At 60.8% G+C, this 26971-nt stretch carries 24 protein-coding genes and 2 pseudogenes; 15 read left to right on the top strand and 11 right to left on the bottom strand.

Annotated elements, in window-relative coordinates; all coding sequences use genetic code 11:
• The first annotated feature begins 5 nt into the window (after positions 1–5).
• The 6 genes from KW568_RS16540 (at position 6) to KW568_RS16515 (ending at position 2881) form a co-directional block, all read left to right on the top strand.
• Positions 6–380: a type II secretion system protein gene (locus KW568_RS16540; protein WP_003247965.1), complete on the top strand. Its 375-nt coding sequence runs from the start codon at positions 6–8 to the stop codon at positions 378–380.
• Positions 355–882, top strand: coding sequence for a type II secretion system protein (locus KW568_RS16535; RefSeq protein ID WP_003247967.1), 528 nt, complete (start codon positions 355–357; stop codon positions 880–882). The genes KW568_RS16540 and KW568_RS16535 overlap by 26 nt, the downstream gene beginning before the upstream one ends.
• Positions 879–1280: a curli production assembly/transport protein CsgE gene (csgE, locus tag KW568_RS16530; RefSeq protein ID WP_003247969.1), complete on the top strand. Its 402-nt coding sequence runs from the start codon at positions 879–881 to the stop codon at positions 1278–1280. The genes KW568_RS16535 and csgE overlap by 4 nt, the downstream gene beginning before the upstream one ends.
• A complete protein-coding gene (locus KW568_RS16525; RefSeq protein ID WP_003247970.1) occupies positions 1277–1690 on the top strand; it encodes a curli assembly protein CsgF in 414 nt (137 codons plus the stop codon). Before csgE ends, KW568_RS16525 begins: the two co-directional genes overlap by 4 nt.
• Positions 1691–1724: 34 nt before the next feature.
• Entirely contained in the window at positions 1725–2576 is an 852-nt protein-coding gene (locus tag KW568_RS16520; RefSeq protein WP_012052154.1) for a CsgG/HfaB family protein, read from the top strand.
• 68 nt (positions 2577–2644) lie between these two features.
• Positions 2645–2881 carry a hypothetical protein gene (locus KW568_RS16515; protein WP_003247974.1) on the top strand — a complete coding sequence of 79 codons (237 nt, stop codon included), beginning with the start codon at positions 2645–2647 and terminating at the stop codon, positions 2879–2881.
• 245 nt (positions 2882–3126) lie between these two features.
• On the opposite strand, the gene KW568_RS16510 is transcribed toward KW568_RS16515, so the two are convergent.
• The 6 genes from KW568_RS16510 to KW568_RS16485 form a co-directional block, all read right to left on the bottom strand.
• The gene (locus KW568_RS16510; RefSeq protein WP_004574333.1) at positions 3127–3399 is read right to left on the bottom strand and encodes a PAAR domain-containing protein; all 273 of its coding nucleotides are present in this window, start codon (positions 3397–3399) and stop codon (positions 3127–3129) included.
• Positions 3400–3402: 3 nt separating this feature from the next.
• Positions 3403–3924: a hypothetical protein gene (locus KW568_RS16505; protein ID WP_227743093.1), complete on the bottom strand. Its 522-nt coding sequence runs from the start codon at positions 3922–3924 to the stop codon at positions 3403–3405.
• A 422-nt stretch (positions 3925–4346) separates the two neighbouring features.
• Positions 4347–6116: a hypothetical protein gene (locus tag KW568_RS16500; protein WP_003247978.1), complete on the bottom strand. Its 1770-nt coding sequence runs from the start codon at positions 6114–6116 to the stop codon at positions 4347–4349.
• Positions 6117–6210: 94 nt separating this feature from the next.
• Positions 6211–7053 (bottom strand): hypothetical protein, encoded by an 843-nt coding sequence (locus KW568_RS16495; protein WP_003247980.1) that lies wholly within the window; start codon positions 7051–7053, stop codon positions 6211–6213.
• Positions 7050–7625: a DUF4123 domain-containing protein gene (locus KW568_RS16490; RefSeq protein WP_003247981.1), complete on the bottom strand. Its 576-nt coding sequence runs from the start codon at positions 7623–7625 to the stop codon at positions 7050–7052. Before KW568_RS16490 ends, KW568_RS16495 begins: the two co-directional genes overlap by 4 nt.
• Positions 7622–9724 carry a type VI secretion system Vgr family protein gene (locus tag KW568_RS16485; protein ID WP_004574332.1) on the bottom strand — a complete coding sequence of 701 codons (2103 nt, stop codon included), beginning with the start codon at positions 9722–9724 and terminating at the stop codon, positions 7622–7624. The genes KW568_RS16490 and KW568_RS16485 overlap by 4 nt, the downstream gene beginning before the upstream one ends.
• Positions 9725–9945: 221 nt before the next feature.
• Between KW568_RS16485 and KW568_RS16480 the strand changes: the two are divergent.
• A pseudogene (locus tag KW568_RS16480) lies at positions 9946–10338 on the top strand (CsgG/HfaB family protein); the annotation flags it as partial.
• A 166-nt stretch (positions 10339–10504) separates the two neighbouring features.
• Here the strand turns inward: KW568_RS16480 and KW568_RS30970 are convergent.
• Complete coding sequence (locus tag KW568_RS30970; protein WP_004575015.1) at positions 10505–11278, bottom strand: RHS repeat-associated core domain-containing protein; 774 nt, start codon at positions 11276–11278, stop codon at positions 10505–10507.
• 309 nt (positions 11279–11587) lie between these two features.
• Between KW568_RS30970 and KW568_RS16470 the strand changes: the two are divergent.
• Positions 11588–11857, top strand: a pseudogene (locus KW568_RS16470) (CsgG/HfaB family protein); the annotation flags it as partial.
• A 201-nt stretch (positions 11858–12058) separates the two neighbouring features.
• Here the strand turns inward: KW568_RS16470 and KW568_RS16465 are convergent.
• Entirely contained in the window at positions 12059–13015 is a 957-nt protein-coding gene (locus KW568_RS16465) for an RHS repeat-associated core domain-containing protein (protein WP_004575233.1), read from the bottom strand.
• Positions 13016–13479: 464 nt separating this feature from the next.
• On the opposite strand from KW568_RS16465, the gene KW568_RS16460 reads away from it, so the two are divergent.
• From KW568_RS16460 to KW568_RS16440, 5 genes are all read left to right on the top strand, one after another.
• Positions 13480–14370 (top strand): RHS repeat-associated core domain-containing protein, encoded by an 891-nt coding sequence (locus KW568_RS16460; protein WP_177342674.1) that lies wholly within the window; start codon positions 13480–13482, stop codon positions 14368–14370.
• 305 nt (positions 14371–14675) lie between these two features.
• Positions 14676–16586: a sigma-54-dependent Fis family transcriptional regulator gene (locus KW568_RS16455; protein WP_004575235.1), complete on the top strand. Its 1911-nt coding sequence runs from the start codon at positions 14676–14678 to the stop codon at positions 16584–16586.
• A 1-nt stretch (position 16587) separates the two neighbouring features.
• Positions 16588–18321 carry an ABC transporter ATP-binding protein gene (locus tag KW568_RS16450; protein WP_003247992.1) on the top strand — a complete coding sequence of 578 codons (1734 nt, stop codon included), beginning with the start codon at positions 16588–16590 and terminating at the stop codon, positions 18319–18321.
• Entirely contained in the window at positions 18311–18988 is a 678-nt protein-coding gene (locus KW568_RS16445; protein WP_004575236.1) for a S8 family serine peptidase, read from the top strand. The genes KW568_RS16450 and KW568_RS16445 overlap by 11 nt, the downstream gene beginning before the upstream one ends.
• A complete protein-coding gene (locus tag KW568_RS16440) occupies positions 18981–20273 on the top strand; it encodes an NAD(P)/FAD-dependent oxidoreductase (protein ID WP_004575237.1) in 1293 nt (430 codons plus the stop codon). Before KW568_RS16445 ends, KW568_RS16440 begins: the two co-directional genes overlap by 8 nt.
• Before the next feature lie 52 nt (positions 20274–20325).
• Here the strand turns inward: KW568_RS16440 and KW568_RS16435 are convergent, their stop codons facing one another.
• Positions 20326–21579, bottom strand: coding sequence for an MFS transporter (locus KW568_RS16435; RefSeq protein WP_004575238.1), 1254 nt, complete (start codon positions 21577–21579; stop codon positions 20326–20328).
• 251 nt (positions 21580–21830) lie between these two features.
• Between KW568_RS16435 and KW568_RS16430 the strand changes: the two genes are divergently transcribed.
• Positions 21831–23570, top strand: a complete 1740-nt coding sequence (locus tag KW568_RS16430) for a sigma-54-dependent Fis family transcriptional regulator (protein ID WP_004575239.1) — start codon at positions 21831–21833, stop codon at positions 23568–23570.
• 194 nt (positions 23571–23764) lie between these two features.
• Positions 23765–25039, top strand: a complete 1275-nt coding sequence (locus KW568_RS16425) for a carbohydrate porin (protein WP_004575240.1) — start codon at positions 23765–23767, stop codon at positions 25037–25039.
• A gap of 59 nt (positions 25040–25098) precedes the next feature.
• Here KW568_RS16425 and KW568_RS16420 read toward each other — a convergent pair whose 3' ends face one another.
• Together KW568_RS16420 and KW568_RS16415 are read right to left on the bottom strand one after the other, a co-directional pair.
• Complete coding sequence (locus KW568_RS16420; RefSeq protein ID WP_004575241.1) at positions 25099–26109, bottom strand: alcohol dehydrogenase catalytic domain-containing protein; 1011 nt, start codon at positions 26107–26109, stop codon at positions 25099–25101.
• A 10-nt stretch (positions 26110–26119) separates the two neighbouring features.
• Entirely contained in the window at positions 26120–26938 is an 819-nt protein-coding gene (locus tag KW568_RS16415; RefSeq protein WP_004575242.1) for an SDR family NAD(P)-dependent oxidoreductase, read from the bottom strand.
• Positions 26939–26971 lie beyond the last annotated feature (33 nt).

The raw sequence follows: 26971 nt of genomic DNA, 5'->3' as shown, positions 1-26971 counted from the left end.
CAGCCATGAAACGCAGCAAAGGCTTCACCCTGATCGAACTGCTGGTGGTGATGGCGATCATCGCCACGCTGATGACCATCGCCATGCCGCGCTACTTCAACAGCCTGGAAAGCTCGCGCGAGGCCACCCTGCGTCAAAGCCTGGCAGTGCTGCGCGAAGCGCTGGACCACTACTACGGTGATACCGGCCACTACCCCGATTCGCTGGAACAACTGGTGGAGCAACGTTACCTGCGCAACACACCGGTCGACCCGATCACCGAGCGCAGCGATGCCTGGCAGCTGGTGCCGCCCCCCGAGGGCGTGGCGGGCGGCGTGGCCGATATCAAGAGCGGTGCCACAGGGAGGGCGCGTGATGGCAGCCTCTTCGCTGAATGGTAAGGCCAACGGTGGCTTCACCTACCTGGGTGTGCTGCTGCTGATTGCGGTCAGCAGCGTGGCCCTGGCGGCCACCGGCACGATCTGGGCGAGCGCCGCCCAGCGCGACCGCGAACGCCAGTTGCTGTGGGTCGGCAGCCAGTACGCCCAGGCCCTGCGCAGCTACTACCGCGCATCCCCCGGGCTGGCCCAGTACCCGCAAGACCTGGCCGACCTGCTGCAGGACAACCGTTTCCCGCAGGCCAAACGGCACATTCGCAGGCTTTACCCTGACCCGATCAGCAACAGCGACGAATGGGGCCTGCTGCGCTCGATCGACGGCCGTATCACTGGCGTCTACAGCCGTTCGGACGCCACCCCTTTCAAGCGCAGTGGCTTCAGCGCCGAATGGAGCGGGTTCGAGGGGATGGAGCACTACAGCGACTGGCAGTTCGTCGCCGAGCAGGCCTTTACCGAAAGTGCACGCGGTGTGCAGACGAATGCGGGCCCGGGAGACACGCCATGAAGCGCCTGACTGCGCTGTGCCTGAGCCTGCTGCTGATGGCTGGGGTGACTACCTGCGCCAAGGCGGGTGCTGAAGACGAGATGCAGGGTTTTATCGTCGACAACACCATCTCGCACATTGGCCACGACTTTTACTACTACTTCGCCGACCGCCTGCGTGCCACCAGCCGTCTGGACTTCAACCTGGTGGTACGCGAACGCCCCGATGCCCGCTGGGGCAGCCTGGTGACGGTGGAGTTCGAGCGTGAAGTGGTGTACCGCCGCTTCCTGCCACCCAATACCACCGAGCTCAAAGACGAGGCCGTCGCCGCTGCCGACCTGGTCAAGCAGCAGATCATTCAACGCAAGCTGCAACGCCTGCTACAGGACACCACCGACTTGGAGAGGGACGAGCTATGAACCACCGCATACCCCGTTGCATTGCCGCCTGCCTGCTGGCCAGCGCCTGTGCTGCCCAGGCCACCGAGCTGGTGTACACCCCGGTCAACCCGGCCTTTGGCGGCAACCCGTTGAACGGCACATGGCTGCTGAACAACGCCCAGGCGCAGAACGACTACGACGACCCGGACCTCAAGGACCGCGCCTCGGCCTTTACCGGCACCACGGCCCTTGAGCGCTTCAGCAACCAGCTGGAGTCGCGGATGTTGTCGCAGTTGCTGGACAACATCAGTAACGGCAACACCGGCAGCATGGCGACCGATGCGTTTCTCATCGACGTCATCGACGATTCCGGGGCCTTGAGCATCAAGGTCACCGATCGTGCCACAGGAGAAATTTCGATCATTGAGGTCAGCGGCCTGAACCCCTGAGAGGGAAGGGCTTTTATGTTGGGGAGAGAACACCATGAAACGTCTGCTGAGCGCGCTGCTGATCCTCACCGCCCTGGGCCTGCAAAGTGGTTGCAGCCTGCGCGAACCCATGTCGGCCGAACAGGACTCGGAAACCCCGACCCTGACCCCTCGGGCCTCGACCTACTACGACCTGATCAACATGCCACGGCCCAAAGGCCGGCTGATGGCCGTGGTGTATGGCTTCCGCGACCAGACCGGGCAGTACAAGCCGACCCCGGCCAGCTCGTTCTCCACCAGCGTCACCCAAGGCGCGGCCAGCATGTTGATGGATGCCCTGAGTGCCAGCGGCTGGTTCGTGGTGCTGGAGCGTGAAGGGCTGCAGAACCTGCTGACCGAGCGCAAGATCATCCGCGCATCGCAGAAAAAGCCTGATGTGGCGGAAAACATCATGGGCGAGCTGCCACCGTTGCAGGCCGCCAACCTGATGTTGGAGGGCGGCATCATTGCCTACGACACCAACGTGCGCAGCGGCGGCGAAGGCGCCCGCTACCTGGGCATCGACATCTCCCGCGAGTACCGGGTGGACCAGGTCACCGTCAACCTGCGCGCTGTGGACGTGCGCACCGGGCAGGTGCTGGCCAACGTGATGACCAGCAAGACCATCTACTCGGTAGGGCGCAGTGCCGGCGTGTTCAAGTTCATCGAGTTCAAGAAGCTGCTGGAAGCCGAGGTGGGGTATACCACCAATGAACCGGCGCAGTTGTGCGTGCTGTCGGCGATTGAATCGGCGGTGGGGCACTTGCTGGCGCAGGGGATCGAGCGGCGGTTGTGGCAGGTGGCGGGGGATCCAGCTGATGGCAAGGCCACGGTGGACAAGTTCTTGAGCCAGAATCAGCAGCCTTGAAGCAGATTCAACGGCACCTGCGCGGTCGATGTGTGGGCCTTGTGTCGCGATAATGCAGCCATCCACCGTTGTTCGCCGTTCGTTCGGGCGTGGATTACGAAGATGCGCTGGTGCACCTGTCCACGCTGCTGAAAGGGGCGTTTGCGACCAACCTCAAGGCGCTGGAACTGGCCAAGGGCACCTGCCGTGATCTGCTGTTGAGCAATGACCATGGGTTGGATTCGGCCAAGGCGGTGGTGGAGGCGTTGCTGGATGGGGTTGAGAGGCAACCGTTGGCCGGGCGCGGGAATGCGGTGCAGGACTGAGGGCGGGGCGTCCAGGTGCTTGGCGATCGGGATTGGTCGCCTGTAAGATCGAATGCCGCCCGCGCGGCAAGCCCGCACACACTTGTTTCGGTCCGGCCACTTCTGTGTGGTTATCTTTATCCGCCTCGTTTGTCCGATCCGATATCGAGGGTTGCTCCGCTGATTGTCAGGTGAGGGCGCATTGGCAAAAGATTAATTGGCCCGAAACCAATGTGTGGAACAAGCCCCGAAGATCCGCTGCGCGCTCATTCATCTTTGGCGTAAGGTCCCGAGCAGGTGGATGAAACCCTGCATCCACACGCAAGCTCTGCCGGCTCGAACACCAACGCAATACCGTTGCACAGCACACCACGATCACCGCCAGATACCAGTGCAAATGTCCCACCATGAAGCGGGCAGGGCGCATGATCACCAAGGATGCATTGCGGCCGCCCGTTGACAACCATCCCGCTTCCTTCCCCCATCCGGCCTCCGCCACTGTGAGGGTCGCCTTTGCGAATTGCGCCTTTTCTGGACATCGCTCAATCCTCTGCACTGTTCTGCACGACGGCTTCGTAAAGCCCAGCCGGTACGGCATCGGGATCATACTTGCAGGCCGCAGCCAGGAAACGCATCAGTAACTCATCCGGCTCGAAGCGCATGCCTGGCGGGCAGGTCAGCTGAGCGTAGGGCGTCTTCATCAGTGGGTGGTCGATGGAAGGGTTTGGCAGGCCCATCGAGCGCCGCAGGTTGAGAATGGCGAGGATTTCGGCAGGGTAGACGGCTTCAAAGGGCGAGCCGAATTCGAAGCTGCCGGAGTCGAGTTCGCGGGAAGTCAGGGCGATGCGTTCAACGTGGGTATCGCAGGCGGTGACCAGCATCGGCATCAGCTTGTCGGGGTCGGGCTCGCGCCAGTGAGCGACCAGCTGGCCCCAGGCAGGGTCGCGGGGCAGGGCGTGTTTGTCGAGGTCTAGCGGTTTGTCTAGCCAGTCGCCGATGATGCTCAGGCCAAAGGCGGCGTAACGTAGCGTGGTGCCAATCGGTGGATTGTGACCATCTCTCACACCGTAGCCATTGTTAATGCCGGAGAAGACTGCATCATGGCAAGGTACTACCACCGTAAATTGTCCGGTTGCCAGGGCGCATAGCATTACATGGGTGATGCCATCCAGATCATCAAGGCCGGTTCGGGAAGTGCCTTTAAGATTCTCGATGATTACGCTGTTTCCTACTAATAGCCTCAATATGCCCGTAGCCAGTGTTTGGGGCGCTTTCGCGTATGGGTTTTCAGCGGCTTGGAGTAGACTGTCTCCTATGCTATTCATGCCGAGCCTGAATACTTCGTCGGCGGCAATAGCGATGCTGTCATTCCCTTGTATGTAATCAGTGATTCTGCGTCTTTCAAGTGATGCGTCAGATGATGCCCAATCGCGAATGTTTCTGAGGCTACTGGTTAGTCGAGATCTAGAGGTTGATGCCATTTTCGTCACCAGGTATTTATCTGAATTCCGGTCGAGTTGCCCGCAACCTTGTTTAGCTGTCCGCTAGGAGCAAGAAACACCTGCGCGTGAAGGTATGAGATTTTTCCGCTGCTCATTGCATTGCGCAGATGTGTTGCTTTGGCTGCAATCTCAGGCATTGCTACCTTCAGGTTGTCGATGTTCCAGCCTCCCTTCCTTCGTGCTATCAATCTTTGTATACGCTCCACATTCGCACTTCCGCCGGCCATTTGTGTGTTCAGGAATCCAGGCGTCCTGCTTTTTCCAAGGGTCGTCTTCACTTCTATCACCAACAACGTCCCCGCCTCGAACTTCAGCTCGTTCAGCGGCGCCGTGCCTTTCAGCCCATCAATGTGATGGCGCATTTCCTGCGTCGTCGGATTTCGTACCGTCATCGAAGGCGGAGGCGGTACGTACACCAGCATGTCGATGCCTTGGTCGCTCTTGTTCTTCAAGCCGAACTGGCTGGGCCGGGAGGGGTGGGTACTCATGCCGAGGATGTTTTCGGGCTTGACCTTCCAGTGACTGACCAGGGCCGCTGCCAAGGCTTCTTCGCCGGCATCGGCGACGACGCGGGTCAGGCTACCGCCCATACGCACTGGGCCGACGCTGTGCTGGATCAGTGCCACCAGCCGGTCACGCAGGGTGGTGGCCATGAAGGCGTAGTCGGCCTTGCCGCCGACCACGTCGAGTGCGACCTGGCTGGCATTGCGGTCTACCGAGTGCAGTTCGCGGGCAGTGACCGATAGCTCACCTTCGCGGGTGCGGCGCTGGATGCGGGTTTCCAGTACGGTGACTTCGCCAGCGCTGCGGTTGCCCAGGCGACGGACGTCTTCTTGCGACAGTGCGGCGTTGTCCAGGTGCACGGTAGTGATACTCCCAGGCCGCAGCTTGTGCATCAGCCAGCGGGCGCCGCCCATGGCGGCCGGCAGCAGCAAGGCCAGGTTGATGGCCATGAACACTTGCTTGCCACGTGCCTCGGCGGTGCCTGGGTCGGCCAGGCGCGCCAGGTCGGTGAAGAACTGCTCGCCGATACTCAGGCCTTCGCCGGTGATCATGCGGCTGCTGCCATCGATCATGGCGTCTGCTGCCAGGGCGGCTTCCAGGGCGACGAAAGCATAGCGGCCGCGGGTGAGGGCACCCTTGACACCCCGCATCACCGGGATGACTGCCAGAAGCCCGAGGGCGAATTCGCCCGCACCTATAACGCCTTGCCACAGGCGTGCGCGGCCCTTGGCTTCGGCATAGTGGCGGGCCAGCTGTTCGCAGGCCAGGTTGATTGGGTACAGGCCGCTGGGTGTGTGCCAGGTGTAGGGTGGACTGATGCGCTGGGTGCCGTGCTCGTCGATGTATTCTTCCCGTTGCGCTTCGCGCCACTCTACGTGGGTGAAGGTGGCGAAGTAGATCTTGTGGTCGGTGAACAGGAAATTGCTGTGCAGGGTGAAGCCGAAGCCTTGCTGGTCGCGCTTGCCCATGTGGTCGAGTACTGGCGGGGCCAGTTCGTCCAGGCGGATTTCATCGTCGATGCATACCAATTGCAGCTTTTCGCGAGCGGCAAAGGCGTAAAAATCTGCCAGCCAGGCATTGCCCAGCGTATCGCCAGCATGTTCCAGCACTTGCTGGAGGAAGGTGTCGCGGTGATTGCGTACTGGGTCGCGGATCCAGGGGTTGTTGCGAAACCAAGCGGGGCCAACGCCGTTCTGCGACGGAATGCCCAGTAACTGGTCGCAGCCATCACCACCGTCGAGCGAAAACATTGCACCGGGAAGAGAGCACGGCACGCAAATGTCTGGAGGAATGGGTAGCGCTCCGTTGAGTGCGGCATGACTCAAGGCTTGTAAAGCAGATGATTCAAACATGCGGGCTCGGCTCCTTGAGTGCCTGTTGATGAGCTGCAAGTTGACTTGCCAACGCGTGGCGTCGCTCGCTGGGCGAGTCGGTGGCCTCCAGCGACTTCACCCAGGGAGTGAACAAAGGGTTGAGGAAGAAGTAACGACCGAATGCTATGGCCAGGAGGACATGCAGCAGCACTCGGTTGCGGGACAATTGGGACAGCTTGTGCAGGTCGTCGGAGGGCTGCGGTAGCCGTTTGCCGTAATAGCGATAGGCGCGGATTTCGTTTCCGTTAAGCTCCACGTGGTCGATGACGGGCAGCGCATAGCGGCTGCAGGCATCCGACTCATAGCGGCAATAGCACGCATGATATGCGTCTTCAGGTACGCCACGCAGGGCCATCAGTTGTTCCAGCGATCGCCACCGGCGGTCTTGGTCGCGGTCGTCGTCGGTCCAGCGCAACATCCCCAGTGTGATGTCGTGCATGGGGGTAAGCTGACGCTCCCACCGTGAACGGTGATTTGCCGCCTGCATGGTCAGCAGGTCAAGTTGCTCATTCTGGGTGAGGCCAGGTGCTTGTCTGATTGACCACACCGATTCGCACGCGGGATCGGCCCACCACCCCAAGCCTAACAATAAATGGCTGAGCACGAGCAAGCTGTACTCCTTGCCGCAGGTGTAACCGTTTTTGCTGACGAGCGCCCCCGCTTTGGCTACGAAGGGAGGAACATCCTCGCCGCGGGTATGAAAGCGTGGAAGCGAACCATTCAACGTCTCTAGCAGGAAGTCAGACAGCCTGCGGTTGGTTGACCACAGTACCGCCCCTTGTAGTGCATCCAGATCCAGACTTTGCAGAATCATCCCGACACCTCATGGCGCAGTGGCAGCCAAGCCAGGCAGCCCTCCCGTTCGCTGCCATGTTCTGCTTGCTCAAACAGCGGCTGTGCGCCGAGCGCAAGCCCGGTGCGCGCATCGTGGAAGTAGAGCCTGCGTACCCGTCCGTTGTCGAACAGCCGGCCCAGGATGTCTGGGCGGTAGGTCAGTGAGGCGACGTACAGGCTTAATGATTGGGGGTCACCAAGCCTCAAAAAATAACGACGTCGTCCTGCCTGAGCTTTGCCAAAGCGGCGCAGGTGCCGTGCGAGCGCTTCAAGGGGCAAGGCGGCCTCGATCACGGTACCGGTGAAACGCCCCTTCAGTGCGCCTAGCCACGCGTCCACTTCGCTGCCCGCGATCAGTTGGAAGAGTATTGGGGCATGCCTCTCCAACCCGGCGTCATATTCCAGATACCAAAGGCTGTGGTGTTGGCTGGCATGAAACTCCAGCCTACCCAGCAGGTCCGGATTGGCCGACGCTTCGGCAAGCACGAACAGGCTTGCGTTCACGGTCCCCGTGCACAGGCTTCCCTCAGTTAGTTGGCGGTGCAGGCTCATGCGTCATCCTCACCGGCAAAAGGGCACTCTTCGATCAGCGGCGAGCCCTCGCGGACAGCGGCTTCGATGGCATCGAGTTGGGCCTGTACCGGTGTCTGGTAGGTGACGTTGCCTTTGAAGCGGATGTTGGGCGCTTCGATGGTGATGCCGTCGGCATCGAAAATGATCTTGCCGCTCGGACCACGGATGTGGATCCGTTCCGTACCCTGAAGCATGTACGCCCGGGTCAACAGGCGTTGCGCCGTGCGGGCCTCAATGGCACGCGTGCCTTCGATGACAAGTGACTGGTCGCCGCCGATGTTCAGGCTGTGGTCGGCGGTGATCTTGGTGCGGCTTGAGTTACCGACCGTGTGGATGTCGTTGCGGTCGATCCTGGTGAAACGGTCCTGGTGAACATGATCGCGGCGGTCCCGGCCTGTTTCGATTGATTCGTCACGCGCAATGCTGGTGGTGTGGTCCCGGCCTGTTGCAGTGGCGCGGTCGTTACCGACATTGAGGGTCTGGTCGTGCTTGACCTTGGTGTTCATATCCCTTTCTGCATGCATGAACACTTCTTGGCGACCCAGTTCATCTTCGAATCGCAATTCGTTGAAGCCAATGCCCTTGTGGGTCTGGCTCTTGATGGTCATGCGGGTCTTGTGTTCCGGCAGGTCATAGGGCGGCAGTTGATCCCCGCAGTAGGTGCGTCCGGTGATCATTGGTTGGTCGGGGTCGGCGTTGACGTATTGGATGATCACATCCTGGCCGATGCGCGGGATGGCCATCGAGCCCCAGCTGCCCCCGGCCCAGCCTTGCGACACGCGTACCCAGCAGGAGCTGAACTCATTGTTGTTGCTTTCCCGATCCCATGGGAAGCTGACCTTGACCCGCCCCCATTCGTCGCAATAGATCTCTTCGCCGGTTGGACCGACAACGGTAGCCATCTGTGGGCCATCGATACGAGGCCTGTCCAGCGGTGCGGGTCGCCATTCGATTCGGCCGGGCACCAGCACGGCTTCCTGTGTGTAGCGTGTACTCTGATCGGCACCGCTTGCTTCTTCCTGCAGACTGGTGAATTGGCTGCCTTCATGGTGCACACGCATCACGCGCCAGTGTGCGTTGAGATCTTTGCGGGGATGTTCGACAAGGGTGAAACTCAGGCCTGGCTGCAGCCGTACATCGTCGCCTTCAACCTCCGCAATGCAGGCATCATGACGCAGGGCGGTGAGACGGTTGGCTGTGAAGGGCACGCCAACCGCATCACGCTTGTAACGGCCGGGGTAGTCGAAACGCTCATAGTTCCGGGACTGATGGGTGATACGACTGTCGGATGCTCGGTGTTCCTGCCGATACTGTGGGTTAGTAAAGGTGTAGTCACGTTGCACCTGCCGCGCAGTACGAACCTGTTCGCTGTAATGCAGGCGCTTCAGGCAAGGCCTGGCCTGATCGCCACCGCCCATGGCCCGGTACAGTACCTGGTCGGGACCGACCTCGTCCTGTTCGAAAAAGCCTTCATTGTCTTCATCGGCAGTTGTTGCCCATCGGCTGATCTGTCCCAGCGTCAGTAGCCGGTCGGTGATGACCAGTTGATGGTGATTCGGCGTGTGCTCGAAGCAATAGACGAAACCCTCTTCGCCCGCCAGGCGGGCGATGAAATGGAGGTCGGTTTCACCGGCCTGCACACAGAACTCGCGTACCTGGTGCTCACCGATGCTCCTGATTTCATAACGGCTGATGCCTTGACGCTGCAGCATCAGTTCAAGGATTTGCGGTACGGTTTTTTGCTGGAAGATGCGCCAGTTTGAACGCAACTCAGCCCGGGCCAGCGTCGGCTCGACCAAGGCGTGGTAACGAGTGCGGTAAAAGCCGGTTTCGCCCTGGCTGAACGTGCTGATCAGACCGTGCACGAAGCGCAGTGGGCGCTGCCCTTTCCAAATAGTGAACAGCGCCGGTTTATCGAGCAAATTACCGAAGTCGGCGTCATCCTCGTGACTGATCAATTCCAGCCTCAGCTGGAAGGGTGCGCTGATGGCTTCGTCAAGTTCGAATGAAACTACCTCGAATTCATGATCACCGGCCAAGGGCTGGAAGCTGAAGCGCAGATCGGATTGTCGGTACATGGCATGTCCTTGATGCGCGGGGCACAGCCCTGTGGGCGCTGCAACGTGGAGTAGCGTTCAGGGTGAGGGTGTACTGGAAGGGTACGAGCGCCGTGGAGGGATGGAAATAAACGGGGTGTTGATGATTTGGCGCCAAGTAGGAAGCTTCTGATATTTGTAACTCAGTGTTTATCTTCCTTGCTCAACCCTAACGGGCTCCATCAACCAGATGAGGCCCAACCGACACCAACGTGCGCAGCGGTGGCGAAGGCGCCCGCTACCTAGGCATCGACATCTCCCGCGAGTACCGGGTGGACCAGGTCACCGTCAACCTGCGCGCTGTGGACGTGCGCACCGGGCAGGTGCTGGCCAACGTGATGACCAGCAAGACCATCTACTCGGTAGGGCGCAGTGCCGGCGTGTTCAAGTTCATCGAGTTCAAGAAGCTGCTGGAAGCCGAGGTGGGGTATACCACCAATGAACCGGCGCAGTTGTGCGTGCTGTCGGCGATTGAATCGGCGGTGGGGCACTTGCTGGCGCAGGGGATCGAGCGGCGGTTGTGGCAGGTGGCGGGGGATCCAGCTGATGGCAAGGCCACGGTGGACAAGTTCTTGAGCCAGAATCAGCAGCCTTGATTGACTGTTCGGGAGGCTCTGATCAATTCAGCACAGGCCGCCTGACCTGTGCTGAACTTGCTTCAAAACATTGCGAATTTCAGGTCTCGGGCAACTTGATTGGAGTTTCCCTAAAGCATCTCGAGACGTTAGCTTTTTCGATGCAGGCAACAGCATAAGCTACCGGCTAGGCTATCGTTCTGTTTCTTAGTATTTTTACCTGCTCCTGATAGTTGCGCCCGTGAAGCGCACTTGGCCCGCTGAGTAGAGTAGGGTAACCCACTGTAGGGGGCTCATATAAGTTACGGATCTCAAGTAATCCACGGTACAGTGGTAGGATTTCAGGTTTTCTCGGGGGTATGCCAAGGTTTATCGCCTTTCTGGCTTGGGATTGTTGCTGTAGTGTAACTTCGTCGATGCCTGCTAATATTAAGCGGTCTCGGTGCTCCTTTATTACCAGGTGGCTAAAATTTTTGCTGCTACGCGAAGCGTAAGCATCACGTGCCGAATGTCGGATCATGACATCTGTGTGTGGTCCCTTGAGTCTCTCGAGACTCTCCATGGTATAGAAGCTTGGTTTTTTGTTGTTTAATAGTTTTAGGTAATCATCAAGCATTAATTGGGGTGACCGCTGTTTCAATGCTCTTGGAATGTTTAGTTGTGGCGGAGGCGGTAATTCTCGCGCGGCCAGAATTTGGTGTGGTGGCTTAACGCCCGTATGGCCGCTTGGGTCAACAAAGTTGATCGGATCTCCTTGGCAGTAGGCGTAGCTGTTGATGCCGCCTGATTGAAATGGACTTAAGTTGTCCGGCGAACAAAAGCGCATCAAACGCGGCTTGTATCCGCGCCGACCATTCCCGAGTAAATACCCATCGGATGCTTTATCGAACGGTTGATCGTTGAATGCGAGGGTTGAGTGGTCAGCCGCCATGTGCCAACCATAGGGGGTATAGCGTAGCATCGATCATTGCTCCTAGTTTGTTTAATATTGTAGGTATATATAGATTAGTGAATAGGGGGCGCAATCGTTATTTTTAACAGTTGACATATACTGTTGGGGTGTGTAACGGCGGGTTAATCCATGCCAGTGGCTCTCACAGTTTTACCTAATATCGCCTCCGGCGCTCAAAGAGGATCTGGTAAGTATGGCCCGCGAGGGGGACGGTCCCCGAATGAGAGGGGGCGGATTGATAGGGAATCGCTCCGGCGTTTTCGTCCAGGCCTCACCGATCACCTTGAAAGAGTGCGCCATCGCAAGATCTTGAGGTGTCTGGCCATTGTGATGACCAGCAAGACCCTCTACTCGGTCGGCCGCAGTGCAGGGGTGATTAAGTTCATCGAGTTCAAGAAGCTGCTGGAGGCCGAGGTCGGGTAGACCACCAATGAACCGGCGCAGTTGTGCGTGCTGTCGGCGATTGAATCGGCGGTGGGGCACTTGCTGGCGCAGGGGATCGAGCGGCGGTTGTGGCAGGTGGCGGGGGATCCAGCTGATGGCAAGGCCACGGTGGACAAGTTCTTGAGCCAGAATCAGCAGCCTTGATGAATGATAAGGGCCTTTAAGCGGGCATGATATTAGCCTTAGGCTGCGTAAGTCACTTGGTCACTGAAGTTTAAGGTAAATTATAGAGTTGGTCGTTCGCCAGGAGGATCTGCTGCTGGCTCAGTAGCAGGTCCTGGATGCGGTGGTCGGGGCGATATATGACGTTTCATTCGGCTGGGCTAGAATAGGGTCAGTGAAGGGCTAGGTTGTTCTTCGAAGCAAGCCTAATTGGGCGTTTAGGCTCAGGGTTACTTTGTTTGCGTCATCGTAGGATAGGCCGGCATGCCTCTGAGAGGCTTTAGGTCTTAGATTGAGTATTCGAGCAGCCACCCAAGCGTCAAGTCCTGTGATTGAAATCTGTTCTGGTACAGTTTTTTGATAGGATACGAGGAAGTCTACCTCAGTGGGTGTAATAGGAGTTAGCACTGAGGTGTTTATGTCGGAGTGTGCATTTTTTTGCGGAATTTCTGGTCTGAATATGGATTCGATTTGGTCGGTTGTTAAATTTTTAACTGTGTCGACCCCAGTGCCTGCTCGGTCTACTTTGCTGGTATTGTGAGAGGGCTTTCTAGACATAAGTTCTTCGACAAAATCAAACTCCAGGTCATGCTTGGGAATTGTTTTTGTTATGGTTTTGCTTGCCGGCTGTATCTTATTTACGAGTGTAGAACTTTTGGTGGCGATTTGGTTCGCTACCGGGACACGCCCCGATTGATCTGAGTAATTTGTGGGGTCGTTGTTGCAGTAAGCGTAAGCATTGACTCCGCCTTTCGAAAATGGACTCAGATCGTCAGGGGAACAGAAGCGCATGAGGACAGTATTATAGGCACGGCGTCCACTGCCCATCAGGTATAAATTCGCAGACACTGATCGGGGTTGGCCGGTAAAACCCGTTAATTTGAGCGTGGGCTCTGGCGGTTGCTCGTAGCCGTATGAGGTGTAAACCTGCGGTAAGGAGGTGTTTTCCGTACTGCGGGTTATGGGTGATCTGGCCATGTCAGAGCCTACAAGCGTGGTCGCTGTCTGATTGGCTTCACACAATAATTCGGCCAGTACTACGGAGCTGTCACGGAAGAACGTAGCGCTGGCAGCGCTTGTCAGCACCGAGTGTAAGTGCGTATGCATGTAGAAGTGCAGGAGGTGACGTTGACGGCTCATCGAGATTTACCATGGTTTTTTTGGAGTATGTTCGAGAAATTCATTTTCAGCGACTGATAAATTTGACAGTTGACATCCGATGAATTGGCGGTAGTGCAGCGGCCTGAAGTGCCAGGCTTCGGCCATCGTCTATTGAATTCGCGAAGAAGCAAATACTCGCCGAGTTTTCGATGAACGAGACCCCTTCTTGAGCCAGAATCAGCAGCAAGTGATCAGGTTCTAAGGTGTCTTCGCGGGCAAGCCAGTTCCTATGAACTGACGCTGCCTCGGACTTGGCGCGGGTTTGTTAGCGAAGATACCGTGCAGGCGATTTATCTTCGACCTGATATTTTTGATAGTTGCGCCTGTGTTGGAGTAGGCCCATTGTTCAGTAAAGGTTGGTTGAGAATGGGATAGGCAATGTTTAATTTTTTTACAAGGGGCAGCGATTAGCTGCCAAGGTGAGTACGGATAAGGCTTGCAGTGTGTTTGCTGGTGTTAATTTGGTATTGGGAGAGATCTGCGAAGAAACGCATTTGCTTCTGGCTGCAGATCGACAAAATTCCATACTTCGGGCCCGAAGCACGCGATGCTATAGCCCTTATGGGTTTGATCAGGCTGCCTCCAGAGAATCACTCCTTGGTTATAATGGTGAGCATCGAGATGTGGCATCTGAATGCGATCTACTTGGTAGTGGGGTGCGTGCCTACAGTTCGATGTTGATGCGTTTTTTTTCACCTGACGTGATAAGTCCATTTGGCGCGGGTGGGATCAATGCGTACGCATATTGTGAGGGAGATCCGATTAATTATCTCGACACTGACGGGCGAATGAAAGTGCCAGTCATACCTTCCCCTTGGACATCTCGGCAACCTTACGGTGTAAGCTGGCGGTCGCATGCTATTCAACGTGCGCCAAAGCCCACGCCCACGACGCTGTCCGCTATGTCGGCGCTTGTTGACACGATACCGGTTAATGGCAGCCATCCACTTTACTTGAAAATGGCTGGTAGGGAGACGTCAGGGGGGGCGGTGCCCGAGATGTTTTGGATAAGCAAAAAACGCGAAATGCCGCGCGCGGGGGAGTTTGCGAAAAACATGGTTGCACAGGCGCGGAGACAAGGTGTGAAAAGTGAAACTCAAATTTCTGATGACCTGCTGATAAGTGCGATTGAGTACAAGGTCTTAAATGGTGGAGGTGGCTTGAGTGAGTGGGGCGGGCGCGTTGCGCTGAGTCGGCTGAAATATGTTGATGATAACAGCGCGCAGACTACCCTCAGGCGACTCATTAGTGAAGTGGTACGCTCCACTCATCCAGAATTTTATGATCCCGTTTTAGCTAAGCGACCGAATACGAGCTCAGTGTTTTCGTCGTAGGCTAAGTTTGGTTGATGGAATGACGATCTCTTCCAACGGTGGGAGCGCCTGGTTTGATCGGGATTGCACGGGTATCAAGTTTGGCGCAAGCTCTGTAGGAGCGGGTTTACCCGCGAAGCGGCCGGTGCAGGCAACACCATCATTTGATTGACGCCGATACCCGGGGGCCTCCACTCAAACCGCGCGCCATGCCCCAGCCACAACGCATTCACCAACCAGATGACGCCCAGCCATTTCTCCCGCACACTGCGGAAAATTCCCAAGCCCGTACCCCGTCACATCGCGGGGCACAGCCGGAGTAGAAAATGGCGCGACAACTTATAACAAACGCCCACGACCCGCTGCACGAATCCCGCGAGGCCCGCCTGAAGCTGGCCAGCGAAGGCGAACTACCGCTGGGCATGCTGCGCGACGAGATCGACGCCTCCTGGCGCCGCAGCCTGGGCCACGGCCTGGACTGCCTGCAGGGCGAGCAGGTCGGCCTGGGCCTGGAACAGGGCCATGACCTGCGCCTGCTGCTGGAGCGCAACCGCCTGCTGATCGATGCCGTTACCCCCGAACTCGACTACCTGGTCGCGCGCCAGGGCAAGGCTGGCATCGTCATCCTCGGCGATGCCCAGGCCAACGTGCTGGCTATCGAAGGCCAGAAGCACGTGCTGCAACGCGAAGGCCTGCGCGATCTGCACCCGGGCAGTTGCTGGAGCGAATCGCTGCGTGGCACCAATGCCATCGGCACGGCCGTGGTCGAAGGCCGGCCGACGCTGATCAACTGCGGCGAACATTACCTTGACCGCCTGAGCCCGTTCTCCTGTACTTCCGTGCCGCTGCGCGACCCGCGCGGCGAGGTGATCGGCGTGCTCGACATCACCCGCGAAGGGGTGATGGCGCAACCGCAGGACAGCCTGTCGACCCTGATGCTGGCAGCCGGCAACATTGAAAGCCGCCTGTTTGGCCTGTGCCACCCGGACCAGCTGGTGCTGGCCTTCCACAGCCGCCCGCAGTACCTCAGCAGTGCCTGGCACGGCCTGTTGGCCCTGAGCCTGGACGGCGAAGTGCTGGCTGCCAACGACAGTGCCTGCCAGCTGTTGCAGGTGCCGCGTCACGAACTGATTGGGCGGCGTAGCACCGACCTGCTGGGCGAACGTTCCCCGGCCTTTATCGCTCGCCTGTGGCAGGGCGGGGTGAGCAGCGTGCAGACCGCCAAGGGCGAGTTCTATTTCCGTGCCCTACAGCTGCCGCGCCATGGTCGGGTCAGCCCCAGCACACCACCTGGCAAGCCGGCCTTGAGCAAACAGTCGCCGGCACTCGATGCTCTGGCCGGAGGTGATCAACGCCTGGCGCGCAACCTGCGCATGGCTCGCCAGGGGCTTGGCAATGGTTTGCCAGTGTTGCTGCTGGGCGAAACCGGTACCGGCAAGGAAGTGGTCGCTCGGGCCTTGCACCAGGCCAGCCCGCGTGCCGACAAACCGTTTGTGGCAGTCAACTGCGCGGCCATTCCCGAAGGGCTCATCGAGTCCGAGCTGTTCGGCTATCGCGAGGGCGCCTTCACCGGTTCGCGCCGGGGTGGCATGGTCGGGCGGCTGATGCAGGCCCATGGTGGCACGCTGTTCCTCGACGAAATCGGCGACATGCCGCTGGCCCTGCAAGCACGCCTGCTGCGGGTGCTGCAGGAGCGCCGCGTAGCACCCTTGGGGGCGGGTGACGAGCAGGACATCGACGTGGCGCTGATCTGCGCCACCCACCGCGACCTCAAGCGCCTGGTGCAGGAACAACACTTCCGTGAAGACCTGTTCTACCGGGTCAACGGCGTGTCGCTGCGCCTGCCGGCCCTGCGCGAACGTGATGACCTGGCGGCGATCATCCAGGGCCTGCTGGACAAGGCTGATGCGCGTGGCGTAACCCTCGACCCGGCGTTGACCGCGTTGCTCGAAGGCTTCGACTGGCCTGGCAACATCCGCCAGCTGGAAATGGTGGTGCGCACCGCCCTGGCCATGCGCGAGGATGGCGAGCAGGTGCTGACACTCGATCACCTTACCGACTGCCTGCTGGACGAACTCGCCAGCAGCGCAGCGCCCTCCGGCAGCCTCAAGGACAGTGAACTGGAACAGATCCGCGGTGCTCTGGCGCGCCACCAGGGCAACGTCTCGGCCGCCGCCGAGGCACTGGGTATCAGCCGGGCGACGCTGTATCGCAAGCTCAAGCAGTTGCGCGGCTGACGTGGGCGGCCTGTTCGCAAGGCTGGTGGATTCCAGCGACCCTGTACTCATGCGCCAGGCGTTGGCCTGGCTGTATGGTTTCGTGCGCCCACACCGGCGTGCCATCGGCCTGTTGCTCGGCTTGTCGCTGGGTGCATCGCTGCTGGCGCTGGCGCAACCCTGGCTGGTCAAGACCCTGATCGATGAGGGGCTGCTGGCCAAGGATTACCAAACGCTTTGGCACATGGCGGCAATCATGATCGGCGCGGGCCTGCTGGGCACTGTGCTGGCTGGGGTCAACCGCTACCTGCATACGCGCTTGTCGGGGCGCATCCTGTTTGCCCTGCGTGACGACCTTTACCGCCATCTGCAGCAGTTGTCGCCGACCTTCTACGGGCGGCGGCGTATCGGCGACATTCTTTCGCGGCTGGATGGCGATGTGGCAGAGATCCAGCGCTTTGCCGTGGACTCGCTGTTCTCGGCGGTGTCGGCGGTGATCGGCCTGGTGGGCGCGGTGGCGTTGATGCTGATGCTGTCGTGGCAGTTGTCCCTGTTGTTGGCGCTGCTGGTGCCGATCGAGGTGCTGTGGCTGCGCTGGATGCGGCGCAAGGTGGAACGCGAAGTGCGCAACCTGCGTGAGCGCTCGGCGGATGTGTCGTCTTTTCTGGTCGAGACCCTGCCGGCGATGAAGTTCATCCAGGCGGCCGGCCAGCAAGGCCGGGAAGCAGGGCGCCTGGACCAGCTTGGGCAAGGTTACATGCGCCAGCTGCTGAAGGTGCAGGTGACCGAATTCTTCACCCAGGCCATCCCCGGCACGCTCACCTCGTGGTGCCGCGCCTGTGCGTTCCTGGTCGGTGGCTGGTGGGTGATCCAGGGTACTTGGCAGTTGGGCGCGTTGATCGCCTTTTCTACCTACATGGGCATGGCCGTGGGGCCGGTGCAGAGCCTGCTGGGCCTGTATGTGGCGGTGCAGCGCATGGCCGTGAGCCTGGGGCGGGTCATGGAGCTCAAGCGCGAAGCGGTGACCGTGCATCAGGCAGTCAATCCGCAGCCCATCCCCGATGGCCCAGGCGAGTTGCGCCTGGAGGCGCTGAGCTTTGCCCATGAGGGGCGCCAGGGTGCGGTACTGAACAACGTGCAGGTGAGCATCCCGGGTGGCCTGAAAGTCGCCATCAGCGGTGCCTCCGGCGTGGGCAAGTCAACCCTGATCGACCTGCTGCAGCGCTTCTACGACCCGGACGCCGGGCGCATCCTGCTGGATGGCGTCGACCTGCGCGACCTGGACCTGGCTGCGCTGCGCAGGCGAATCGCCGTGGTCAGCCAGGACATCGTGCTGTTCCGTGGCACCCTGGCGCAGAACCTGGCTTATGGCGTGCCCGAGGCCAGCCGTGATGAACTGGAACGGGTGGTGCGCCTGGCGCGGCTGGACAGCCTGGTCGACAGCCTGCCGCTGGGCCTGGATGGCTTGCTGGGCGAGCGCGGCCAGCAGTTGTCCGGGGGGCAGAAACAACGCATCGCCATTGCTCGTGCAGTGTTGCAGGCCCCGGCGATCCTGGTGCTGGACGAGGCCACTTCGGCGGTGGATGAGGCCACCGAACGTGAAGTGATCGCGGCCATCGACCAGCTGTTCGCCGGCCGTACGCGCATCCTGATCAGCCACCGGGCTTCGACCCTGGCCGATGCCGACCTGCACCTGCAACTGCATGACGGCCAGTTGCAGGTGCTGGCGCAGGAGGTGATCAAGCATGGGCACTGACGTGCGCGTTGGCATCATCGACAGCGGCTGCTCGCCGGAGCAGGCCAACGGCTTGCGGGACGCCCGCCGTTTCTGGCTGGAAGACGGCCAGTTGCGCGAAGGTGAAATGCTCCCCGACCAACTTGGGCACGGCAGTGCGGTGCTCGCCAGCTTGCAACACCAGGCCGGTCCTGTGTCGGTGCTGGTAGCCCAGGTGTTCAGTGCCCAGGCCAGCACCAGTGCGTTGCAGGTGGCTGCCGCATTGCTGTGGCTGGTGGAGTCGGGGGCCACGCTGGTCAACCTGAGCCTTGGCTTGCAGCAGGACCGGCCTGTATTGCACCAGGCCTGTGCCGAGGCTTTGGCCGCAGGTGTGGTGTTGTGTGCATCCAGCCCGGCGCAGGGTGGGCCGGTGTTCCCGGCCAGCTACCCAGGCGTCATTCGGGTCACTGGCGATGCCCGTTGTGCACCGGGCCAGTGGTCGTGGCTGGGTACTCGACAGGCGGATTTTGGCGCGTACGTGGGTGCGAGTGAGCGGGCGGGTGCGAGCCTGGGTTGCGCGGCGTTGAGCGGGAAGATTGCCGCCTTGCTGCGTGATGCCCAGGGGATGGACCGCCAGCAGGTGCATGACTGGTTGCGTGAACATGCGGCCTTCAAGGGGCCCGAGCGACGAGGAGCCCGCCATGGCTGAGCTGCGCATTGTGGTGCTGGGCGCCGGCCCTGCGGGTGCCGCCACGGCCATTGGCTTGCGGCGGCTGGGTTACACCGTGACGGTGGTGTCGCAATGGCGCCGTTTCGCGGCAGTTGAAGGCGTTTCGCAGCGGGTGCTGGAGGGCTTGCGTCACGCAGGCCTTGGCGGGGCCTTGAGCCAGGCGGCCATGCCGGCCACTCGCCAGGTGCTCTGGAACGGCCAGCACCTGCACATGAACCAGGAGTTTTTGCTCGACCGGCAACGCTTTGACCAGGCGCTGCGCGAAGACCTTCAGCGCGCAGGCGTGAGTGTGGTCGAGGCGCGGGTGCGTGAGGTCGTGCCGGGGGGCGGTCATCATGTGCGCCTGGACGATGGGCAGGTGCTGACCGCTGATTTCCTGGTCGAGGCCCGAGGCCGTCAGGCACCCCTGGCCGCAGACCGCCTGCGTGGGCCGGAAACGGTCAGCTTGCTCAATGTCTGGCAGGGTAGCCCCGGTGCGCCTGCGTCGGCGGTGGAGAGCCTGGAGGATGGCTGGGCGTGGATGGCACGGCTGGAAGATGGCCGCTGTTACTGGCAAGTCACCCAGGACGCTGCCGGGCTGCCGGGAAAGGCTGGGCTGGCAGCGTACTGCGTGGCGTTGCGGGGCCGCAGTGCGTTGGTCGCTGAACTGTTCAACGATCAGGCATTGATACCGGCACAGGTGCATGCACGCAGCAGTAGCGCCATTCTGGCGGGTGAATGTGTCGGGCAGGACTGGATCCGGGTGGGGGATGCCGCCATGGCTGTTGACCCGCTGTCGGGCAACGGGATTTTTCAGTCGCTCTCTTCGGCATTGCAGGCGCCGGTGGTGATCAACACGTTGCTGCGCAGGCCTGAGCGGGCCGAGCTGGCGCGGCAGTTTCACCAGCAGCGGGTCGAGCAGCTGTTCTTGCGTTTTGCCCGCATTGGCCGGGATTTCTATGCCCAGGAACAAAGCCGGGTGGGGCAACCGTTCTGGGCCCGGCGCCAGGGTTGGCCGGATGCGCAACCCCTGCATCAGGCGGCTGATTGGCAAGCGGTGCGGGTTGAGCGGCGGCCGGTGCTGCGTGACGGGCTGGTGGATGAAGCCGAGGTCGTGGTGACGGCGGACCAGCCGCTGGGGGTTTGGCATTTGCAAGGTGTAGAACTGGCACCGATAGTTCGCGGGCTTCAGGCTGGCCTGGCGCTCAGTGCTGTGCTTGAGGGACAGCAGGTTGAGCATCAGAAAATGGTGCGACGTTGGCTCACAGAACAGGGCTATACCTGAACCCCGGGGCTGCATGGCGTCCCCAGGATCCCGGTTCGGAGCCTCTGGACCGCTACTCGCTTACCGCCGTCAGGTTGCTGCGCCCGACTGCGCGCAGGGGGGCAGTTTCAATCAGCCCCAACCCCAGCACTCCAACAACGATTGCGCACCCTGCTTGTAGCAGCAACGGTGCGCCAAGACCATGAATGTCCGCCAGCCAGCCGCCCAGCACCGGGCTGAGCACGCCGCCGACCACTTCACCCATGCCCATCACCAGCCCGACGCAGGCGGCAATGCGATGAACCGGTACGGTTTCTGATGGAATGGTGGCCATGAAGATTGGCGCCACTCCGCTGGCCGACCAGGTGATGAACAACACCGCGCAAAGCATCCAGAACGGCCCTTGAAAATACAGCGCTGCCAGCGGCGTGAGCGCCCCGATCAGTGAGAACACCACCACTACCAGGCGCCGGCCCAGGCGGTCGGAAAGCGCAGGCACGATGAAACTGCAGAGCGTGGCACTGGCACCCAGCACGCTCATCAAGATACCCATTTCGGTAGAGCCGAACTGCCGCTCGTTCATGTAGTACACCGGCATGAACGCCCACCCCAGCACCATCCACGCCACGTAGAAACAGGCGATGAGCATGCTCAACCAGACGTTGCGATAACGCAGCAGTTCTAACAGCGAACCTGCTGCGACGGGCTGCGAGGCGGACGGTGTCGTCGGCTGGGCAATGACTACCTCCCTAGGCTCGCGTACGTACTTCCAGATCATGCACGCGGCAATCAACCCGGGGATGCCCGCGACGATAAATGCAAGGCGCCAGTGGTAGTGGCTGGCCAGGGCCACCAGGAGCAGGGGCGCTATGCATGAGCCCAGCAGGTTGCTGCCAAAGTTCTGCATGATGCCCATGTTGTGGCCGCGGCGGCTTGCCGTGGAGTTCATCGCCATCAGGGTTTGCGAGATAGGCAGTATCGGGCCTTCGGCCACCCCCATCAGCAGGCGGGCAGCCAGCAGCATGAAGAAGGTGCTGGCCAGCCCGGAGAAGAACGAGCACACCGAAAACACGATCACGGCCACCAACAGGTAAGGCTTGCGGCGCCCGCTGCGGTCGGAACGGGCGCCAAGCAGGTACCCGGACAGTGCCCAGGTCAATGACAAGGCCGATACCAGCAAGCCGATCTGGGTGTTGCTCAAGGACAGGTCGGCGGCCACGAAGGGCGCCAGGAAACTCATTGCATTACGGTCGAAGAAAACAAAACCGAAACTGAGGCTGAGCACGAACAGCAAGCGGTTTTCGTAGGAAGAGAACCAGCGGCGCATGGTGTATCTCCTGCATGATTATTGTTATTGGAATACGCGACGTTCAAAGGCGTCCGCCAGCAGGTGATAGCAAACGCTAGGCCAATTGCGCAGGCCAGCCCCAGGCCCTTGCATACAAGGCCTTGAGCCGGGGCTGGAGCGGCGCAGGCCTTGATCTTTGTTGATCAAGCTGGCAAAAGTTGATGATCAAATATCGGCCTGGCCATCGCGTGACACCGCCCGTGCGCAGAACAAGAACAATAGGAGAAGGTATGAGTCGTTCATCCATCGCGGCACCCCGCGAAGCTGTGTCGCGTTCCCCTCAGGCCTATGAAACCAGCAGCCCGACCCCGGCCGACCTGCGTCGCTACCTGCGGTTTTCAGATGAGGATGCGCGTATCTGGCTGGACGACCAGAGCATGGTCATGCTGCATTCCAGCGCGCTGGGTGCATTGCGCCGCGAGTTGATCGAAAGCGTCGGGCGCGAAGGCGCGCGGCGCATCCTGATGCGCATCGGTTATTCGGCGGGTAGCCAGGATGCCGCGCTGGTACGCAAGCGCTGGCCGGCATCGGACGAGCGCAGCTCGTTCATTGCCGGCGGCCGGCTGCATGCGTTGCAGGGTGTGGTGCGGGTGGAAACGGTCGACCTTGACCTGGACATCGAACGCGGCCACTTCCACGGGGAATACCTGTGGCACGACTCGCGTGAAGCCCATGAGCACATAGCCCACTACGGGGTTGGCGACGAGGCTGCGTGCTGGATGACCCTCGGCTACGCCGCCGGTTATGCCAGCGCCTTTATCGGCAAGCTGGTGGTGTACCGTGAGGTCGAATGCGTGGCCGCAGGCGGCCGCTGCTGCCGGATTGTCGGCGATACGGCAGATCGCTTGCCCAATCATGAACTCGGCGCCGAGCAGCGCTACTGGGACCCTTCGCACTTCATTCAGATGAACTCGATCTGGTCGCCACCCGAGGGCGAAGCGGTACAGCCTGCCTGCACGGCCAGCAGCTTGCCGCTGCAGGACGATATGGTCGGTATTTCTGCTGCGTTCAGCGTTGCCCGTCATCAAATTGCGCAAGTGGCACCCACCCGTGCCACGGTGCTGTTCAGCGGTGAATCGGGGGTGGGCAAAGAAGTGTTCGCCAAGGCGCTGCATCGGCTCAGCCCGCGCGCGCAACAGCCGTTGGTGGCCGTCAACTGTGCGGCTTTGCCGGAAAGCCTGCTGGAAGCCGAGCTGTTCGGTGCCGAAAAAGGGGCCTATACCGGTGCAACGCAGGCGCGTGCCGGTCGCTTCGAGCGCGCCTCTGGCGGCACGCTGTTCCTGGATGAAATCCAGGCGTTGAGCATGAGCGCCCAAACCAAGCTGCTGCGCGCCTTGCAAGAGGGGGAAATCGAGCGGGTGGGGGGCAACAAGCCGATCAAGGTCGACCTGCGGGTGATTGCTGCCACCAACGCCAACCTGCGCGAGGCGATTGCCCGTGGCACCTTCCGCGAAGACCTGTTCTTCAGGCTGAACGTGTTCCCCATCCACCTGCCACCGCTGCGCGAGCGCCGGGATGACATCCCGCTGCTGATGGAGCACTTCTTCAAACACTTCACCCAACTGCACGGTAAGCAGGTTACCGGGTTCAGTGCCCGGGCCGTGGAAGCGCTGCTCAACTACAGCTACCCCGGCAACGTGCGAGAGCTGCAAAACCTGGTGGAGCGGGGGGTGATCGCGGCACCCGGCCAAGCGGCCATCCGCACCCAGCACCTGTTCCCGTCCGGTGAGCAGGCGCCCCGCACCGGGCTGGGTGTGGGCGGTGACGGCAGCCTGTGCAAAGCGGCCAGTGAGCCTGACCCGCAGGGCTCGCCCATGGCCGAGCTCAAGCACGCTATCCACAACCAGCAGCTGGATCAATACCGGCTGGTGTTGCAGGCCTGTAATGGCAACTTGTCCGCCGCCGCACGGCAACTGGGCATCAGCCGCCCGCAACTGGCCTACCGCCTGAAGGCGCACGGGCAGGGCTGAGTTGATCATCGAGCTTGATCAAAGCGGATCAATTTGATCAAGCCAGGTAACGGGTACCGTTGCACAAACCCCATGGCACAGGGAGTTTCGCCGCGTCCAGGGGGCTGGCACAGCCCTTGCGATGCACCAGGCGCGACTTCCTGAAGCGGTAGTTTCAGGTCGCACTTCATAACAACAAAAACAGAGAGTGCATCATGAATGCTCAACCGAGCGGCACCTGGGTGCCTGGCGTTCGCGTTACCGCCTTGTCCATTGCATTGACCGCCTTTGCGTGTGCTGCCCACGCACAGGAGGCGATCAAGCTGGACCTGCAAGTGTGGAACCTGTCGGTGAAAAACCTGGATACCGGCCCTGACCCTTACCACTATGCCAACAGCGGCAACGTGTTTGCCGGAGTCGAGGGCGACCTTGATGCATTGGCCAACATCGCCGGGGCATCGTTCAGCCTGCAGTACGTGTTCTTCCCGTTCATGCGTGGCGAGGGGCAGCCCGCCCAGGACAGTTGGCAGGGCAAGGCCGGGAGTTTCTTTGCCGGGGCACCGATGCACAACGACATCGATACCGGCTACCTGGCTCGCTTTACCTGGAACCAGCGCCTGTTGCAGGACCGCCTGGAACTGGCAGTGGGCCGCAGCAATGCCCGTCAGCACTTCTACATGGCCAACTGTGAAAACGTGATCACCTGCAACGACCCGGTCATCGATAACTCCACCGGTATCCTGCCGTACCCCTACGGCAGTTGGGGTGGCTACACCCGATACCGTTTCGATTCAGGTTACTACCTGCACAGCGGGGTGTTCGAATCCAACCCCCAGCACTACTTCAAACGTACCAAGGGGTTTGACTGGGACCCGGGTGACGCCAGCGGTGTCACCTGGCTGGCCGGGGTAGGGGCGAAAGCGGATTTTACCCAGGACCCTTATGCGTACCATTACGAACTGAACGGTTTTCATAACACCGGCGAACAGATCGACCCCATGGACGGCCGCTTGCGCAGGGGGAGCGATGGGCTGCTGTTCAAGTTCCGCCAGACATTGGCTAGAGAAGGCGAGGCCGCCGTGCCCGAGCGGGGTTGGCAGGTGTTTGGCGCCTGGTCCTGGAGCGCCGATGACATGCAGCCTTTTTCCCATTTCGCCGAAGTTGGTGTGACCCGCCTTGGCCCGTTCGGTCGGCCGCAGGATACGCTCAACCTCAAGGCCAGCTACCTGCGCCTGGGTGCGCGCCAGGCAGCCTGGCAAGAGCACGCGCGGCTGCTTGCCACCGGCCGCGATGAGCGTACGCGTCGAGGTGTATCACGCATCGAGCTGAACACGCACTGGCAAGTCACCCGCAACCTCGCACTGGAGCCCAGCGTGCAGCACATCTTCAACCCGGACAACTTCTACAACCCCAGCGCGCCAGTGAGTGGCGACGGTGCGGTAATAGCCCTGGAGGTCATGTACAACCTCGGTTCCGCGCTCGGTTTGTAGGCCCTGAACGCAAACCTCCCGCCGAAGCGGGAGGTTTTTACCGGTGATGGCTGAAGGGATCAGGCCTGCTGGGGGGCAACCATGACCTTGCATTGATGCTGGCGTTGGCGCAGGGCTTCGAATGCCAGGGGCATTTCGGCCAGCGACACCGTTTCGCTGACCATCGTCAGTGGGGTGGCATCCGGGCCGTCCAGCACATCTACAGCGGCGCAGAACTCGTCCATGTTGAAAAACGCCGACATGACCAGGTTCACCTCCTTGGACACTGCCTGGAACGGCATGAACCTGTCCGCGACCGTGCACAGCCCAAGCACCACAACCGTGCCCCGTGGGCGCACATGGTCGATAGCCTGTGCAATCAGGCCTGGGCGGCCGACGCACTCGAAAACGATGTCGGCCGCGCTGCCCAGGTTTTGAGCAATACACGCCGGCAGTGCGCCGTCGCCTACCAGAAAGTGCGTCGCCCCAAGATGCAAGGCGCGCTCGCGCTGCCAATCGCCCAAGTCGGTGATGGCGACGGTGGCTGCACCCAAGCGCCTGGCCCAGTAGGCCACTGCCAGGCCGATAGCCCCTGCGCCCAGAATCAGTACCTTCGCGCCAGGCTTGAGCCCTGCCCGCATCACCCCGTGCAAAGCCACGGCAAGGGGCTCGGCGAGGGCGCTGTCCTTGAGCCCGACACTGCTCGGAATTACCCGGCACTGGTGGCCCTTGGCAGTCGCCCACTGCGCAAAACCACCACCCTGCAAGCTGAACGCGGGGCACCAGGCAGGCTCACCGCGCAGGCAACTGGCGCACTGCCCACAACCGCGCAAAGGTGCCACGGCCACGGCATCGCCGACTTTCAGGTTGTTTACCTGCTTGCCACATTCAACTACGCGCCCGCTGTATTCATGGCCCAGCACGCTACCTGGGGCAATATCGAAAGCAGGGTCCTGGGTCATGTGCAGGTCACTGCCGCAGATGCCGCAGCGGCACACCTCTATCAGCACTTCGTCGGCAGCGGGCACCGGCATCGCAACTGTGCCTAATTGCAAGGGCTGGTTCAGGCCCTTGAACAGAATTGCTTGCATCATCGCCTCCTCAGTCCACCCGGCCGAGCATCTGCCCGCCATCGATGACGATCTGCGCGCCCGTGACGTAATCCGAGGCCGGTGAGGCCAGGAACAAGGCCAGGCCTTTGATTTCTTCGGTGGAGGCGATCCGATGTTGCGGCACTCGCTGAGCGAAGGCCGCACGGTCGGCCGGGTTGCGCAAACGGCCCCCGGCGATGTTGGTCACGAACGGGCCAGGCGCGATCGCGTTTACGTTGATGCCGTAGCGGGCCAGTTCCATCGCGGCCTGCCGCACGAGTGACGCAGCGCCGGCCTTGGCTGGCATGTAGGGGGTGCCGACGATGGCTTCATTTATGATCGCGGCATTGGAAGTGGTGACGATGATGCGGCCCTGGCCACGCGGTTTCATCAAGCACACTGCCGCACGCAGGGTGGTGAACACCGAGGTGAGGTTGGTTGCAAGCACCTTGTCCCAGTGCGCTTCGTCCAACGTCTCCAGTGCGCCTTCAGCGCAGCGCTGGCCCTCGCTGTCCAGAAAGCCGGGGCCAGCGTCGATGCCGGCGTTGGCGAACACAACATCCAGTCGGCCATAGCGCTCGCCGATGCGTTCGAAACAGGCATACATCGCCTGGCGATCGGTGGCGTCCACCACTTCACCGTGCACGGCGAAACCCAGCGCGGTCAAGCGCGCTACCTGTTCCTGCAGGCGTTCGGCGTCCAGGTCCAGTAGGGTGACCTGTGCCCCGGCTTCGGCCATTACTTCGGCATAGGCCAGGCCAATGCCGCTGGCGGCGCCGGTGACCACACAGGTCAAGCCTTCGACGGCAAATCGTTCCCAGTATTTCATCAGCACCTCCCTGTCCGTTGACCGCTACACCCG

The organism is Pseudomonas sp. HD6515, from assembly GCF_024971855.1.
Classification (GTDB): domain Bacteria; phylum Pseudomonadota; class Gammaproteobacteria; order Pseudomonadales; family Pseudomonadaceae; genus Aquipseudomonas; species Aquipseudomonas alloputida.
Note: the sequence above shows the minus strand (reverse complement) of the source record. Positions and strands in the feature narration are given on the sequence as shown.